Origin of the sequence: Pseudonocardia acidicola (assembly GCF_012911935.1) — a bacterium.
GTDB classification, from domain to species: domain Bacteria; phylum Actinomycetota; class Actinomycetes; order Mycobacteriales; family Pseudonocardiaceae; genus Pseudonocardia; species Pseudonocardia acidicola.
The window spans coordinates 55967-71524 of record NZ_JAAXLA010000002.1 but is presented as its reverse complement, the minus strand read 5'-3'; the positions used below and the strand labels follow the sequence as shown (position 1 = coordinate 71524).

Genomic DNA, 15558 nt, shown 5'->3' with positions numbered 1-15558 from the left:
GGGGCGTACGGTTCACCGCTATCACCATTGGTATCAATTGGTTCAGATTGGTTCTACAGATGAAGCTGGTGACCTTCTCCGCCGGATCCGGACCGCGCGTCGGTGTCGTCGACGCCGACCGCGGAGTGGTCCGCGACCTGAGTGGACGGCTGCCGGCCGGCGCGGGACTGCTCGACCTGATCGACGGCTGGGCCGAGCTGGGGCCGTCACTGGCCGCGGCCACCGGGACCGCCGACGATCCCGAGCACGCCCTCGACCCCGAGCACGCCCTCGACGCGGTCACGCTGCTCGCGCCCATCCCCGTGCCGCGGCGCAACATCTTCTGCGTCGGCAAGAACTACCGCGAGCACGTCGCCGAGTTCGGCCGCAGCGGCTACGACACCCCGAGCCGCTCGGAGGCGCTGCCCGACAAGCCGATCGTCTTCTCGAAGGCGACCACGTCGGTGACCGGTCCGGGCACCGAGATCGACCCGCACCCCGGCGTGGCCCACGAACTGGACTACGAGGCCGAGCTCGCGGTGATCATCGGAACCGGGGGGCGCACGATCCCGGCGGAGCGGGCCTACGAGCACGTGTGGGGCTACACGATCGTCAACGACGTCACCGCCCGCGACCTGCAGCGCGACCACAAGCAGTGGCTGCTCGGCAAGTCGCTGGACACGTACTGCCCGATGGGGCCGTGGGCGGTCACCGCCGACGAGGTCGGCGATGTCACCCGGCTCCAGGTCGAATCGTGGGTCAACGGGGAGCGCAGGCAGAAGGCGTCCGTCGCCGATCTGATCTTCGACATCCCCACGCTCATCGCGACCATCTCCGCGGGCATCACGCTGCTGCCCGGCGACGTCATCGCCACCGGCACCCCGGCCGGCGTCGGCATCGGCTTCGACCCGCCGCGCTTCCTGACCGGCGGCGACGTCGTCGAGATCGCCGTCACCGGCCTGGGCACCCTCACCAACCGCGTCGGCCGAACACCCACCGAAGAAGGAGACACGTGAACGTCAACGGCAAGGAGCTGGCGGTTGCGATCGACGGGGAGGGCCCCGCGGTCCTGCTCGTGCACGGCCTGGGCGGGACCTCGAACTTCTACCAGGTGCAGGCCGACGCGCTGGCGGGGAGCTTCCAGGTGATCCGCCCGGACCTGGAGGGCTCCGGGCGGTCCCCGGCGGTCGGCCACCCCAGCATCGACAGCTACGCCGAGGACCTCGCCGCGCTGCTCGACGGGCTCGGCCTCACCGGCGCACGGGTCGTCGGACACTCGATGGGCACCCTCGTGGTCCGCGCGCTGGCCGCGAAGCGCCCCGACCTGGTGTCCTCGCTGGTGTTGCTCGGCGCGGTCCGCGAGCCCGCCGAGGCCGGGCGGCAGGCCCAGCGCGATCGCGCCGCCGTGCTGCGGGAGAAGGGCACCGCCGCCGTCGCACCCGGCGTCGTCGCCAACGCGTTGTCGGAGACCACCCGGCGCGAGCGGCCCGAGGTCGCCGCGTTCGTCCGCGAACTCGTCATGCGCCAGGACGCCGAGGGCTACGCGCGCAGCTGCGAGGCGCTCGCCGGTGCGGGCGACCCGGGCCCGATCGACCAGGCGCTGCCGCTGCTGCTCATCACCGGCGACGACGACAAGGTCGGCCCGCCCGAGGCCAGCCAGGAGCTCGCCGACGCCCACGGCAACGCCCGCGTCGAGATCCTCCCCGGCGTCGGGCACTGGACCGCCCTCGAGGCCGCCGGACCCGTCACCGACCTGTTGCGCAGCTTCCTCTAGATCGCTCACCCTCACCGACGAGGAGATCAACCCATGCCCGTCCCGACCGAGAAGGTCCTGTTCACCGGCGTCAGCATCCTGGACTCCACGGGCGCCGTCCCGTACCCCGGTGACGTCCTGATCGAGAACGACCGCATCGCCACGGTCGGCACCGTGGACCCGGCGCGCAGCGCGGGCGCGCGGGTGGTGCAGGGCCGCGGCCGCACCCTGATGTCCGGGCTCTGCGACGCGCACACCCACTTCACCTGGAACAACAGCGCCGACCTCGACGGCCTGGGCACCATGCCCGTCGAGGAGCACCTGCTCTTCGCCATCGAGTCGGCCCGGACCTACATCGACTCCGGGTACACCATGTGTGTCGGGGCGGCCTCGGCCAAGCCGCGGCTCGACGTCGTCTGCCGGGACGCGATCAACGCCGGGCGCATCCCCGGCCCGCGGTACCTGGCCAACGGCCCGGAGATCGCCGTGACCGGCGGCGCGCTGATCCCGTCGATCACGACGTTCGCCGACGGTCCCGAGGGCATGCGTAAGGCGGTCCGCGAGCTGATCGGCCTCGGCGTGGACCAGATCAAGCTGTCGATGACCGGCGAGGAGATCACCGGCACGCTGCGCGCGGAGGACACCTACTTCTCCGACGAGGAGGTCGCGGCCGCGGTCACCGAGGCGCACCGCCGCGGTGTCCGGGTCTGCGCGCACGCCCGCAGTGCCGAGAGCGTGAAGATGTGCGTCCGGCACGGGGTCGACATCATCTATCACGCCAGCTTCACCGACGCCGAGGGCATGGACATGCTCGAGGCCGCCAAGGACTGGGTGTTCGTCGCGCCGGGCATCAACTGGCTCGTCGCGACCCTGTACGAGGCGGAGAGCTTCGGCTTCCCGCAGGAGGCCGCCGAGGCGGTCGGGTACAAGAGGGAACTGGAGATCGCCACCGAGGGTCTGCGCGAGATGCACCGCCGCGGGATCAAGCTGCTCCCCGGCGGGGACTACGGCTTCGCCTGGACCCCGCACGGCACCTACGCCCGCGACCTCGAGCACTTCGTGGAGCGGCTCGGGTTCACGCCGATGGAGGCGATCCTGTCGGCCACCGCGCTCGGCGGGGAGATCATGCTTCGCCCCGACGAGCTGGGGAAGGTCCAGCCCGGGTACCTCGCCGACCTGATCCTGGTCGACGGCGACCCGCTGGCCGACATCACGATCCTGCAGGACCAGGACCGGCTGCACTACATCATGAAGGACGGCCGGTTCCACAAGGAGCACGCCGCCGAGCCGGTCGCGGCCGCCGCCTGATCGAGACCGTCACCGCCGCCCGGTTCGCGGACCTGTTCGGAGAACCGGGCGGCGCGGCGTCGACGACCGAGGAGCTCGATGGCCCTGCTGATCTGCCGTACCTGCCCGCGCTACGACCCGCGCGAGACCGGGGAGTTCGGCCGCCGGCTCAGCGCCGCCATCGCCGAGCACCCGCAGGCTCGCCACCTGCACGTCCGCAAGGTCGCCTGCCTCGGTGGCTGCCCCGACGACGGGGTTGTCGCGGTGGACGGGCCGGGGAAGGCGCGGGTCCGCTTCACCGGCATCAGCGCCGACGACGCCGAGGCCGTGCTCGCCGCGGCCGCGGCGCACGACGCCTGCCTGTCCGGGGTGCCACCGGACTGGGAGGTCCCGACGGCGCTGTCCGATCGGGTCAGCTCGGTGACGCTGAAACGCCCGGCGATCCGGACCCCGCACGCAGCGGGCGCTGTCGCCGGTCAGTGAGTCGACGCCGGGACGATCCCCGCGGGCGGGGTCACCGCGGCGTCGCGAGTCCCGGTCTGGGTGCGGACGCTGCCCAGCGCCACGAACGCCGCCACCAGGACGACGATGAACGCGGCCAGCGCGAACCACAGCAGGCGGTGGCGGCGCGGCCGCTTGTGCCGGGCCGACCGCGATGCCGGGGACGGCGGGGGCGGCCAGTGCGGCGGGCGGCGCTGCGCCGGGATGCGCACAGCGCGATGCCGGGCGCGCAGCCGCGACGACGGGCGCGGGGTCCATTGCGAGGTCATCGCGGTCTCGGTCCGGTCAGATGTCGGGGGCAGGGTCTGTCCTTCGAGCGTGTGGTCGGGTCCGGCGTGACCGGTTGCCCAGACAAATAGTCACACGAGGCGGCGTCCGGCGCACCGAGAAGGCCCGGAACCGCCGTATCGGGTGGATTCCGGGCCTCCGGGCCTCCGGGCCGAGGCATGGCCCCGGCTCCGCGTACGACGAAAGCCCCGGTGTCCCCACCCGAGAACAGGGGACACCGGGGCTTCGTGGCCTGACGGCCTGATCACCCAGCCTGAACGCGTCGCCGCAGCTCAGGTGGCGTTACCGATCAGACGTCGTAGTAGAGGGCGAACTCGTACGGGTGCGGGCGCAGCCGCAGCGGGTCGATCTCGGCCTCGCGCTTGTAGGAGATCCACGTCTCGATCAGGTCGGGGGTGAACACGCCACCCTCGAGCAGGTAGTCATGGTCCTCCTCGAGCCGGTTGATCACGGCCTCGAGGCTGGCCGGCACCTGCGGGATGTCCTTGGCTTCCTCGGGCGGCAGCTCGTAGAGGTCCTTGTCGACCGGGGCCGGCGGCTCGATCTTGTTCTTGATGCCGTCGAGGCCGGCCATCATCATCGCCGCGAACGCCAGGTACGGGTTACCCGAGGAATCGGGGCAGCGGAACTCGAGGCGCTTGGCCTTCGGGTTGTTACCCGACAGCGGGATCCGGATGCAGGCCGAGCGGTTGCGGGCCGAGTAGACCAGGTTCACCGGGGCCTCGAAGCCGGGGACCAGGCGGTGGTAGGAGTTCACCGTCGGGTTGGTGAACGCGAGCAGGCTCGGGGCGTGGTGCAGCAGGCCGCCGATGTAGTAGCGCGCCACGTCGGACAGGCCGCCGTAGCCGGCCTCGTCGTGGAACAGCGGCACGCCGTCCTTCCACAGCGACTGGTGGGCGTGCATGCCCGAGCCGTTGTCGCCGAACAGCGGCTTCGGCATGAAGGTGACGGTCTTGCCCGCCTGCCACGCGGTGTTCTTGATGATGTACTTGAACAGCATCACGTCGTCGGCCGAGTGCAGCAGCGTGTTGAACTTGTAGTTGATCTCGGCCTGTCCCGCGGTGCCGACCTCGTGGTGGCCGCGCTCGACGACGAAGCCGCTGTTGGCCAGGTTGGTGACCATGTCGTCGCGCAGGTCGGCGTAGTGGTCGACCGGCGGGACCGGGAAGTAGCCGCCCTTGTAGGCGACCTTGTAGCCGAGGTTGCCGCCCTCCTCCTCGCGACCGGTGTTCCACCAGCCCTCGACGGAGTCGATGTGGCTGTACTGCTGGTGCGGGTCGGAGCCGAACCGCACCGAGTCGAAGATGTAGAACTCGGCCTCGGCGCCGAAGTAGCAGGTGTCCGCGATGCCCGACGCGGCCAGGTACTCCTCGGCCTTGCGGGCGACGTTGCGCGGGTCACGGCTGTAGGGCTCGCCCGTCAGCGGGTCGTGCACGAAGAAGTTCATGTTGAGCGTCTTGTGCTTGCGGAACGGGTCGAGCCGCGCCGTCGCCGGATCCGGCAACAGCGACATGTCCGACTCGTTGATGGCCTGGAAACCACGGACGGACGAACCGTCGAAGGCGACGCCGTCGTCCAGGAAGTCCTGGTCGACCGCGGAGGCTGGGACGGTGAGGTGCTGCATGACGCCGGGCAGGTCGCAGAACCTGATGTCGACGTACTCGACCTTCTCGTCCGAGATGTACTTCAGTACCTCTTCGGAGTTGCTGAACACGCTCACTGGCTCCTTCGGTCGACGCCGGGACTGGCCGCGACGCTATGGCCGCGTTGTTGCCCGTCGGTCACTCGTTCGTTTCACGGAGGTTAACGGGCCCGTTTAGCGGCTCGCCTCACACCAGCCGCCTAGGCTATGAGCCATGGCCCGTTGGATCGACTCCTGGTTGCCCGGATCACCCGTCGGATCATCTGCTGGGCCGGATGGCGGCACGACCAGCACCTATCCGGGTGAGAAGTTCGGGCTTCCGCGCAACGGGGTGGGCGCGGTGGCCGGCTTCGGCCGGCGGCTCGGCGCCGTCACCGTCGACTGGTTGCTCGGCTACCTGATCGCGCTGCTGTTCGCCGGGCCCGACGCCTTCGGCGCGCACTCGAACTTCGGCTGGACGGTCTGGCTCGTCTGGTTCGTCCTCACCGTGGTACCGGTCGCGATCTTCGGCGCGACGGCGGGGATGACGGCGCTGGGCATCCGCGTGGCATCCATCGACTCCGCCGCGCTGATCGGCGTCCCGCGGGCCCTGTTACGGACCGTGCTGCTGGGGGTCGTCATCCCGGCCCTGCTGCGCGACGCCGACGGTCGGGGCTGGCACGACCGCGCCGCGCGGACGGTGGTCATCCGCACGCGCTGAGCCGGGCGGTCAGCGCCGGCGGACGGTCCGCTGCACGCTGCGCATCTTCGCCCCGGCCGGCATCGGGCCCTTGGGCATCGCGGCGGCGCGCGAACCGAGGGCGGCGAGGCGGGACTCCAGGGTGTCCATCTGCTTGGCGTCGATGTTGCGCGGCAGCTTCATCAGGTGCCGCTGCAGCTTGCTGAGCGGGATCTGCCCCTCGTCGTTGCCGACGACGACGTCGTAGATCGGCGTCGAACCGACCACCCGGGCGGTCCGCTTCTTCTCCTGGGCGAGCAGGCTCTTCACCCGGTGCGGCGCGCCCTCGGCGACGAGGATGATCCCGGGCCGGCCGATGACCCGGTGTACGGCGTCGAGGTGCGTGGTGCCCGCGACGCCGGGGGTGACCCGCCACTGGCCGCGCATGTTGTCCAGCGCCCAGCCGGCGGCCCCGGGTTGCCCGTCGGCCTTCGTGTAGACCGATCTCTGCACGCGACGACCGAAGATGCTGATCGCGGCCAGGACGCCGATCGCGATGCCCAGCGGCAGGAACACCCACTGCAGGTTCCAGATCAGGCCGAGGCAGAACACCACCACGACCGCGAGCAGGAAGACACCGACCATCCACGGGATGAGCGCCTTGTCCTCGCGGCGTTGCATCTTGAACGCCTCGAAGATCTGCTTGCGACGCTGCTTGGAGGCCTCACGCTTCTCGCGCTTGGCTTGCTGCTGCGCCGCCTTCTGGGCTGCCTTGTCGGGCTTGCCGGCCATGCGCCCCAGGATACGGGCTTAACGGGCCAGCAGAGACCTGGCCTCCTGGGCGGCGGCGCCCTCGGCGGCCAGGTGCGCGAGTTCGGGGGACAGCTGCTCCCCGCGGTGCGCGACGGTCTGGGCGTAGAGCCGCCCGGCCCGGTAGGAGGAGCGCACCAGCGGCCCGGCCATCACCCCAGCGAACCCGATCTGCTCGGCCGCCTCGGCGTGTTCGACGAACTCCTCGGGCTTGACCCAGCGCTCCACCGGGTGATGCCGCTTGGACGGGCGCAGGTACTGGGTGATCGTGATGATCTCGCAGCCGGCCGCGTGCAGGTCGCGCAGCGCCGCGGTGACTTCGTCGGGGGTCTCGCCCATGCCGAGGATCAGGTTCGACTTGGTGACCAGCCCGTCCTCCCGGGCCCGGGTCAGCACCTGAAGCGAGCGGGCGTAGCGGAACCCGGGGCGGATCCGGCGGAAGATCCGCGGCACCGTCTCCAGGTTGTGCGCCAGCACCTCCGGCCGGGAGCCGAACACCTCGGCCAGCTGGGCGTCGTCGGCGTTGAAGTCCGGGATCAGCAGCTCCACGCCGGTACCCGGGTTGAGCGCGTGGATCTGCCGGACGGTCTCGGCGTACAGCCAGGCCCCCCCGTCGGGCAGGTCGTCGCGGGCCACCCCGGTGACCGTGGAGTAGCGCAGGCCCATGGTGCGCACCGACTCGGCGACCCGGCGCGGCTCGTCGCGGTCCAGCTCGGCCGGCTTGCCGGTGTCGATCTGGCAGAAGTCGCAGCGGCGGGTGCACTGCTCGCCGCCGATCAGGAAGGTGGCCTCGCGGTCTTCCCAGCACTCGTAGATGTTCGGGCAGCCCGCCTCCTCGCACACCGTGTGCAGGCCGCCGGAGCGCACCAGCGACTTCAGCTCGGTGTACTGCGGGCCGGTCCGCGCCCGGGTGCGGATCCACGACGGCTTGCGCTCGATCGGGGTCTCGCTGTTGCGGACCTCGAGACGCAGCAACTTGCGGCCTTCGGGTGCGATGGTCACGGCGAGAAGACTACGCCGGGCGTCTCACTTCGGATCGGGTTGCACCGACGTGGCAGCTGCCGTGCGCTCCCACAGCCGCCGGGCCAGCACCACGTCCGCCGCGGCGGCGCTCGGCTGGGCGGCCCCGGGGTGCCCGCGGGTCTCGCCGAGCCGGTCGGGCCCGATGTAGTCGCCCCCGCGGACCTGCGCGGCGGTGGCCGCGTAGAGCTGCGGCAACATCCCCGCCCGCACCGGCTGGGTGATCAGTTTGTTGATCGGGCCGCTCAGCGCGCCGAGCAGCCTGCTGCGCAACCGCATCGAGTTGCCGAGCAGGTCGGTGTCGGCCAGCCCCGGATGTGCGGCGACGGAGATCACGTCGGCGCCCTCGGCGCGCAGCCGGCGGTCGAGCTCGGTGGCGAACAGCAGGTTCGCCAGCTTCGACGCGCTGTACGCCGTCGAGGGTAGGTAGCGGCGGCGGGCGAAGTGCAGATCGTCGACGTCCAGGCCACCGCCACGGTGCGCCAGGCTCGACAGCGTCACCACCCGGGCCGCCCGCTGCGGAGTGCCGGCCGCGCGCAACGCCGGCATCAGCAGCCAGGTCAGCGCGGCGTGGCCGAGGTGGTTGGTGCCGATCTGCAGTTCGAACCCGTCGACGGTGAATCGCGGCGGGGTGCCCATCACGCCGGCGTTGTTCATCAGCACGTGCAGCGCGTTCCCGGTGCGCTCCCGCACGTCGGCGGCCGCGTTGCGGACCGAGTCCAGATCGGCCAGGTCGAGCTCGATGAGCTCGGCGCCCGGCCCGCCCTCCTTGCGCACCCGGGTCAGCGCCGCCTTGCCGCGCTCGCGGTCGCGGGCGGTGAGCAGCACCCGGGCGCCGCACCCGGCCAGCGCGATCGCCGACGCGAGCCCGAGGCCCGAGGTGGCGCCGGTGACGAGGACCGTGCGCCCGCTCTGGTCCGGGATGTGCTCGAGGCTCCAGCAACTCACGAGCGTCGGTCTTACCCGTTGCGCCGCGGCGGCGCCAACCGATCACCGGGGCTAGCCTTGGCAGCCGTGGACTTTCGGATCTTCACCGAGCCCCAGCAGGGCGCCTTCTACGACGACCTGCTCCGGGTCGCCCGTGCGACCGAGGACGCCGGTTACGACGCGTTCTTCCGCTCCGACCACTACCTCGCCATGGGCAGCGCCAGCGGCGAGCCCGGCCCCACCGACGCCTGGGTGACCTTGGCCGCACTGGCCCGCGAGACCCGGCGGATCCGGCTCGGCACCCTGGTCACCTCGGCCACGTTCCGGCTTCCCGGGCCGCTCGCGGTCGCGGTCGCGAACGTCGACCAGATGTCCGGCGGCCGCATCGAGCTGGGCCTGGGCACCGGCTGGTTCGAGGCCGAGCACACCGCCTACGGGATCCCGTTCCCGCCGCTGGCCGAGCGCTTCGACCGGCTCTCCGAGCAGCTCGCGATCATCACCGGGCTGTGGGCGACGTTGCCGGGCGACCGGTTCGACTTCGACGGCCGGTACTACCGCGTCGCCGACTCGCCGGCGCTGCCCAAGCCGGTGCAGCAGCCGCGCCCGCCGGTGATCATCGGTGGTCAGGGCAAGCGTCGCACCCCGCAGCTCGCTGCCCACTACGCCGACGAGTTCAACGTCCCGTTCTCGCCGGTCGACGCCGTGGCCGCGCAGTTCGAGCGGGTCGACCAGGCCTGCAAAAAGATCGGCCGGGACCCGTCCCAGCTGATCCGCTCCGTCGCGCAGACCGTCTGCGTCGGGCGCGACGACACCGAGGTCGCCAACCGCGCGCTGGCCATCGGCCGGGAGGTCGACGACCTGCGGGAGAACGGCCTGGCCGGTACGCCCGCGGAGGTCGTGGACCGGCTCGGCACCTGGCGCGAGCGCACCGGCGTGACCCGGGTCTACCTCCAGCTTCTCGACCTCAACGACATCGACCAGATCGAGCTGATCGCCGCCGAGGTCGTCCCGCAGCTGCGCTGAGGTCTCGCCTCAGTGCAGCGACGGGTGCAGTTGCAGGTCGAGCCCCGCCACGTCCGGGGCGGCCTGCTTCGGCACCGGGTGCTCGGTCACCGGCAGCGCACCGTCGAGCGCGGCGATGACCGCCGCGGCGACCGTGTCGCGCATCTCGGCCACGGTGACCCGCCGCCCGAGCTCCACCGACAGTGAACTCACCCCGGCGTCGGTGATGCCGCAGGGCACGATCCGGTCGAACTCGGCGAGGTCGGGGTCGCAGTTCAGGGCGAAGCCGTGCAGCGTGACGCCGCCCTGTACCCGCACCCCGATCGCGCCGAGCTTGCGTTCCGGGCGCCCGCCGCCCGCCGGCAGCCACACGCCGCTGCGTCCCTCGACCCGCCCGGCGGCGCTCACACCCAGCCCGGCGCACACCGCGATCAGGGCCTCCTCGAGCCGGCGCACGTAGTCGACGACGTCGAGCGGCTCATCCAGCGCGATGATCGGATAGCCGACGATCTGACCCGGCCCGTGCCAGGTGATCCGGCCGCCGCGGTCGACGTCGATGACCGGGGAGCCGTCGGTCGGCCGGTCCTCGGGCCGGGTGCGCTTTCCCGCGGTGTACACCGACGGGTGTTCCAGCAGCATCAGCACGTCCGGCCCGGTGCCGTCGCGGCGGGCCTGCGCGTGCTCGCGCTGCAGGTCCCACGCCGCGAGGTAGTCGATCGAGTCGATGACGTCGACGCGCAGTGGCTCGGTGCTGCGGCGGCAGGAGCGGGTGGTGGGACGGCCGGAGTTCGACGCAGCACTCGACATGACGGCCACGCTACGCCCGGCTGCGGGTGATGCGGGAGGAGCGCTTCGCCACGCCGGGCCGGCCTCCCGGATCCGCCGACTCACCCTCCCGAAAACGCCGACTCGCGGGTCAGGGGGCGCCGGTCATTCGGTGGCCGCCGCGAGCGCCTCGCCCAGGGCCTGGTGGCGGAACTGGAAGCCGGCGTGGAGCAGCTTGGCCGGTATCGCCCGCTGGCCGTTGAGCAGCAGTTCCTGGCCCATCTCGCCGAGCGCGGCGCGGATCGCGAAGGCCGGCACCGGGAACGCCGTCGGGCGCCCCAGCGCGGACGCGAGCGCCGAGGTGAACTCCGCGTTGGTCACCGGGGTCGGCCCGGTCAGGTTCACCGGGCCGGTCAGCGCGTCGTTCTCGATCGCGAACCGGATCGCGCCGACCTCGTCGTCCAGGGAGATCCACGGCATGTACTGCCGGCCGTCACCGAGACGCCCGCCGAGGAAGCCCTTGAACAGCGGCCGCAGCCGGCCGAGCAGGCCACCGGCGCGGGAGAGCACCAGCCCGGTGCGCAGCAGCACGACGCGGGCCCCCGCGTCGCGGGCCCGGCCGGTGGCGGCCTCCCAGTCGCGGCAGACCTCGGCCAGGAATCCGGTGCCCGACGGGGCGCTCTCGTCGACCGCGCGCCCATCGGTGTCGCCGTAGTACCCGACGGCCGAGCCGCTGATCATGGCCGGGACGCCGTGCTCGGCGACCGCTGTGGCGAGCACCTCGGTGGGCACGTTGCGGCTGTCGCGGATCAGCTGCTTGCGCGACCCGCTCCACGGGCGGTCGCCGATGCCGACCCCGTTGAGGTTGACGACGGCGTCGACGCCGTCGAAGGTGCCGTCGTCGACGCCACCGGCCGGGGGATCCCAGCCGCGCTCGTCGGGCGCGGCCGGCCTGCGCCGGACCAGTCGCAGGACGTCATGCCCGGCCTCCCGGAGCTGGGCGACCAGGGCGGTTCCGATCAGGCCGGACGATCCGGCGACGACGACGCGCACACCCGAGATCCTTCCGGACCCCGGCGGGGTGCGCGACCCGGGCCTGCGAAGTCGTTCGTGCGCGGCGAGTGGTGCCTGCGCACCACTCGCCGCGCACGAGGGTCACATCCCGAGCTCGGACTCGAACGCGCCCTCCTCGAGGCGCGCCTTGACCGCGCTCACGAAGCGACCGGCGTCCGCGCCGTCGACGAGCCGGTGGTCGTAGGTCAGCGGCAGGAAGCACACCGAGCGGATCGCGATGGTGTCCTCGCCGTCCGGGCCCGGCACCACCACGGGCTGCTTGGTGATCGCGCCGGTGCCGAGGATGCCGACCTGCGGCTGGTTGATGATCGGCGTGTCGAACAGGGCGCCCGCGCTGCCGATGTTGGTGATCGTGAAGGTGCCACCGGACAGCTCGTCGGGGGCGATCTTGTTGGCCCGGGTCCGGGCGGCCAGGTCGGCGATCCGCCTGGCCAGGCCGGCGATGTTCAGCTCGTCGGCGTTGTGGATCACCGGGACGAGCAGCCCGCGGGGGGTGTCCACCGCGATCGCCAGGTGCACGGCGCCGTGGTAGGTCACTTCCTTGGTCTCGTCGTTGATCGACGCGTTGAGCTGCGGGAACGCCTTGAGCGCCTCGACGGTCGCCTTCGCGAAGAACGGCAGGTAGGTGAGCTTGACGCCCTCGCGGGCCTCGAACTCGGCCTTCGCCCGGGCCCGCAGCTTCGCCACCCGGGTGACGTCGACCTCCTGCACGGTGGTGAGCTGGGCGGAGACCCGCAGGGAGTCGGTCATCCGCTGGGCGATCACCTGCCGCAGCCGCGGCATCTTGACCGTGGTGCCCGGTTGCGGGCCGTCGGCGGGTGCGGTCGGCCGGGCCGCCGGGGTCCTCGACGGCGCCGCGGCCGCGGCCGGGGCGGTCCGCTGCGGCTCGGCGGCCGGCGCGGCTGTTTTCTGCTGCGCGGCCTCGGCCGCGGCCAGCACGTCCTGCTTGCGGATGCGGCCGCCGACGCCGGTGCCCTCGATCGTGTCGAGGTCGATGTCGTGCTCGGCGGCGAGCTTGCGCACCAGCGGGGTCACGTACGGGGCGCCACGGGACTCGCCCCCGGCCTCCGTGGCCGGCTCCGGCGCGGTTTCGGCCTTGCCGTTGGCGCGGACCTTCTCCGCAGCCGGCGCGGCGGGCTCGGCCTGCTTCGCGGCCGGCTGCTCCCGGGCCTGGTCCACGGGCGCGGGCTCCGTCTTCGGCTCGGGCTTGGGCGCCGCAGCCGGGGCGGGCGCCGCGGCTGCGTCACCGACGACGGCGAGCTGCGCGCCGACCTCGACGGTCTCGTCCTCGGCGACGGTGATCTCCAGGACGGTGCCGGCGACCGGCGACGGGATCTCGGTGTCGACCTTGTCGGTGGACACCTCGAGCAGCGGCTCGTCGACCGCGACGGTGTCGCCGACCTGCTTGAGCCAGCGGGTGACGGTGCCCTCGGTGACACTCTCGCCGAGCTCCGGCATCGTCACCGGGGTGCCGGCCCCCGAGGACGAGGGGGCGGCCGGCGCGGCCTCGGCCCGCGGGGCCTCCTGCGGCTCCTCGGCCCGGGAGGTGGGCTCCTCGGCGGGCGCGGGCTCGGCCTCGGCCTGCGCGGGCTCGGCGCCACCCCCGCCGCCGGAACCGGCGCCCTCGTCACCCTCGCCGATCACCGCGAGTTCGCCGCCGACCTCGACCGTCTCGTCCTCACCGGCGACGATGCGCTGCAGCACACCGGCGGCCGGGGACGGGATCTCGGTGTCGACCTTGTCGGTCGAGACCTCGAGCAGCGGCTCGTCGACCTCGACCCTGTCACCCTCCTGCTTGAGCCAGCGGGTGACGGTTCCCTCGGTGACGCTCTCACCGAGCGCGGGCATCTGGACGGAGAAGGCCATGACGGGTCGGAGCTCCTCTTTCTACGGTGAGCCAGGTTCAGGCGGCGGTCGGCCGGCCGTCAACCGTGGGTGTGCAGCGGTTTGCCGGCCAACGCGAGGTGTGCCTCGCCGAAGGCCTCGTTCTGGGTCGGGTGGGCGTGGATGAGGGCGGCGACGTCCTCGGCTTGTGCATCCCAGTTGTAGACCAGCTGGGCTTCGCCGATGAGCTCGCCCACCCGGGCGCCGACCATGTGAATGCCCACCACCGGACCCTCTGTCCCCGGGGCACCGGCCTTGATCAGCTTGATCGCGCCGGAGGTGCGCAGGATCTGGGACTTGCCGTTGCCGCCCAGGTCGTAGGTCAGGGTCTGGATCTCGCCGTGCCGCTCGCGGGCCTGGGTCTCGGTCAGCCCGACCGAGGCGACCTCGGGCTCGCAGTAGGTGACCCGGGGGATGCCGGCCTCGTCGATGACCGGCGGGTTCAGTCCGGCGATGTCCTCGGCGACGAAGATGCCCTGGGCGAAACCACGGTGGGCGAGCTGCAGGCCGGGCACGATGTCACCGACGGCGTAGACACCGGGCAGGTTGGTGCGCAGCCGCTCGTCGGTGATCACGAAGCCGCGTTCCATGGTGACGCCGGCCTCGTCGTAGCCGTGGCCGGCGGTGTTCGGGCCGCGGCCGACGGCGACGAGCAGCAGGTCGGCCTCGATGTCCTCGCCGGTCTCCAGCGACACGGTCACACCGTTGTCGGTCTGCTTGGCCCCGGTGAACTTCACCCCGGTCTTGAATCCGATCTTGCGGCGGCGGAAGGCGCGCTCGAGCTGCTTGGACGCGAACTCGTCCTCGTTCGGCACCAGCCGGGGCAGCGCCTCGACCACGGTGACCTCGGCGCCGAAGGACTTCCACACCGACGCGAACTCGACGCCGATCACGCCGCCGCCGAGCACCACGACCCGGTCCGGGACCTCGTCGAGGGTCAGCGCCTGGTCGGAGGTGATGATCCGGCCGCCGATCTCCAGGTCGGGCAGGCTGCGGGCGTAGGAGCCGGTGGCCAGCACCACGTTCGCGCCGACGTAGCGCTCGCCGTCGACCTCGACCGCATTCGGCGCCACGAAGGTCCCCGCGCCGTTCACCAGCTCGATCTTGCGGGACGTCACCAGCCCCTGCAGTCCCTTGTAGAGCTTGCCGACGACGCCGTCCTTGTAGGCGTTGACCCCGGCCATGTCGATGCCCGCGACCGAGCTCTTGACCCCGATCTGGTCGCCCTCGCGGGCGGCGTCGGCCACCTCCGCGGCGTGCAGCAGGGCCTTGGTCGGGATGCAGCCGCGGTGCAGGCACGTCCCGCCGAGCTTGTCCTTCTCCACCAGGACCACGGACATCCCCAGCTCGGCCGCCCGCAGGGCACAGGCGTAACCCCCCGACCCACCACCGAGGATCACCAGGTCGGCGTTGTGCTCGGGCACGTCAGGACTCCTTCTTCTGCTCGCTGGGCGACGTCGAGCAAGTCGCGGCGCCCATCTTGTCACCCTGCGCGGTTCGGCGTCGGGCTGGGCCGATCGGGAGAAAAACGGACGCCCGCGACGTTGGAACCATCGACGGGCGTGCCGTGACCAGCGGCACCGGACGGGAGGTGGCGCGATGGGCCTGTTCGGCAGGTTCCGGGGGGACGGACCGGGCAGGTTGCGCCGGGTCGGCGGCGGTGACGAGGAACACCTGCGGTCGTGGGCGACGGCCCGAGAGGGCGTCGAGGCCTTTGTGGAACCGCGTACCACCGTGACCGACACGACGATGGTGCTCGTGGCCAAGGACGGCGAGTGGACGCGCCGGCGGGTGTCCGGTCCGGACCGCGCGAAGAAGCTGGCCCGGTCGCTGAAGATCCCGGTCTACGACGTGCAACTCGTCGGCTACCCCCAGCGCATGCGCGACCACGACGCCCGGCAGAAGGTGCTGCGCGAGCGGGAGCGCCGCCGTGACCTGGGCGCCTGACGGCACACGACCGGGGTGCGG

16 protein-coding genes are annotated in these 15558 nt (G+C 72.0%); 7 read left to right on the top strand and 9 right to left on the bottom strand.

The window, feature by feature from the left end:
- Positions 1-59 precede the first annotated feature (59 nt).
- From HF526_RS01420 to HF526_RS01405, 4 genes are all read left to right on the top strand, one after another.
- Positions 60-995: a fumarylacetoacetate hydrolase family protein gene (locus HF526_RS01420; RefSeq protein WP_169379366.1), complete on the top strand. Its 936-nt coding sequence runs from the start codon at positions 60-62 to the stop codon at positions 993-995.
- Positions 992-1753 (top strand): alpha/beta fold hydrolase, encoded by a 762-nt coding sequence (locus HF526_RS01415; RefSeq protein ID WP_169379365.1) that lies wholly within the window; start codon positions 992-994, stop codon positions 1751-1753. The genes HF526_RS01420 and HF526_RS01415 overlap by 4 nt, the downstream gene beginning before the upstream one ends.
- A gap of 33 nt (positions 1754-1786) precedes the next feature.
- Complete coding sequence (locus HF526_RS01410; RefSeq protein ID WP_169379364.1) at positions 1787-3040, top strand: metal-dependent hydrolase family protein; 1254 nt, start codon at positions 1787-1789, stop codon at positions 3038-3040.
- Between the two features lie 78 nt (positions 3041-3118).
- On the top strand, positions 3119-3502 hold the full coding sequence (locus tag HF526_RS01405) for a DUF1636 family protein (protein ID WP_169379363.1): 384 nt from the start codon (positions 3119-3121) through the stop codon (positions 3500-3502).
- On the opposite strand, the gene HF526_RS01400 is transcribed toward HF526_RS01405, so the two are convergent.
- Positions 3496-3789 carry a hypothetical protein gene (locus HF526_RS01400; protein ID WP_169379362.1) on the bottom strand — a complete coding sequence of 98 codons (294 nt, stop codon included), beginning with the start codon at positions 3787-3789 and terminating at the stop codon, positions 3496-3498. The genes HF526_RS01405 and HF526_RS01400 overlap by 7 nt on opposite strands.
- Before the next feature lie 308 nt (positions 3790-4097).
- A complete protein-coding gene (gene glnA / locus HF526_RS01395) occupies positions 4098-5522 on the bottom strand; it encodes a type I glutamate--ammonia ligase (protein ID WP_169379478.1) in 1425 nt (474 codons plus the stop codon).
- A 142-nt stretch (positions 5523-5664) separates the two neighbouring features.
- On the opposite strand from glnA, the gene HF526_RS01390 reads away from it, so the two are divergent.
- Entirely contained in the window at positions 5665-6150 is a 486-nt protein-coding gene (locus HF526_RS01390) for an RDD family protein (protein WP_169379361.1), read from the top strand.
- Positions 6151-6159: 9 nt separating this feature from the next.
- Here HF526_RS01390 and HF526_RS01385 read toward each other — a convergent pair whose 3' ends face one another.
- The 3 genes from HF526_RS01385 to HF526_RS01375 are packed head-to-tail and all read right to left on the bottom strand — an operon-like array spanning position 6160 to position 8886.
- A complete protein-coding gene (locus tag HF526_RS01385) occupies positions 6160-6900 on the bottom strand; it encodes a DUF4191 domain-containing protein (protein WP_169379360.1) in 741 nt (246 codons plus the stop codon).
- A gap of 18 nt (positions 6901-6918) precedes the next feature.
- Positions 6919-7920, bottom strand: coding sequence for a lipoyl synthase (gene lipA, locus HF526_RS01380; protein ID WP_169379359.1), 1002 nt, complete (start codon positions 7918-7920; stop codon positions 6919-6921).
- A gap of 24 nt (positions 7921-7944) precedes the next feature.
- Positions 7945-8886 carry an oxidoreductase gene (locus tag HF526_RS01375; RefSeq protein WP_169379358.1) on the bottom strand — a complete coding sequence of 314 codons (942 nt, stop codon included), beginning with the start codon at positions 8884-8886 and terminating at the stop codon, positions 7945-7947.
- 66 nt (positions 8887-8952) lie between these two features.
- Here HF526_RS01375 and HF526_RS01370 point away from each other — a divergent pair, with 66 nt between their 5' ends.
- Positions 8953-9888 (top strand): TIGR03560 family F420-dependent LLM class oxidoreductase, encoded by a 936-nt coding sequence (locus HF526_RS01370; RefSeq protein ID WP_169379357.1) that lies wholly within the window; start codon positions 8953-8955, stop codon positions 9886-9888.
- Between the two features lie 9 nt (positions 9889-9897).
- Here HF526_RS01370 and lipB read toward each other — a convergent pair whose 3' ends face one another.
- The 4 genes from lipB to lpdA form a co-directional block, all read right to left on the bottom strand.
- Positions 9898-10674, bottom strand: a complete 777-nt coding sequence (gene lipB, locus HF526_RS01365; protein ID WP_169379356.1) for a lipoyl(octanoyl) transferase LipB — start codon at positions 10672-10674, stop codon at positions 9898-9900.
- A 123-nt stretch (positions 10675-10797) separates the two neighbouring features.
- Positions 10798-11685: a TIGR01777 family oxidoreductase gene (locus HF526_RS01360; RefSeq protein WP_338051212.1), complete on the bottom strand. Its 888-nt coding sequence runs from the start codon at positions 11683-11685 to the stop codon at positions 10798-10800.
- Positions 11686-11787: 102 nt separating this feature from the next.
- On the bottom strand, positions 11788-13572 hold the full coding sequence (gene sucB / locus HF526_RS01355; protein ID WP_169379355.1) for a 2-oxoglutarate dehydrogenase, E2 component, dihydrolipoamide succinyltransferase: 1785 nt from the start codon (positions 13570-13572) through the stop codon (positions 11788-11790).
- Positions 13573-13631: 59 nt separating this feature from the next.
- Positions 13632-15014, bottom strand: coding sequence for a dihydrolipoyl dehydrogenase (gene lpdA, locus HF526_RS01350; protein WP_169379354.1), 1383 nt, complete (start codon positions 15012-15014; stop codon positions 13632-13634).
- Between the two features lie 175 nt (positions 15015-15189).
- Between lpdA and HF526_RS01345 the strand changes: the two genes are divergently transcribed.
- The gene (locus HF526_RS01345) at positions 15190-15537 is read left to right on the top strand and encodes an oxidoreductase (RefSeq protein ID WP_169379353.1); all 348 of its coding nucleotides are present in this window, start codon (positions 15190-15192) and stop codon (positions 15535-15537) included.
- Positions 15538-15558: the final 21 nt, after the last annotated feature.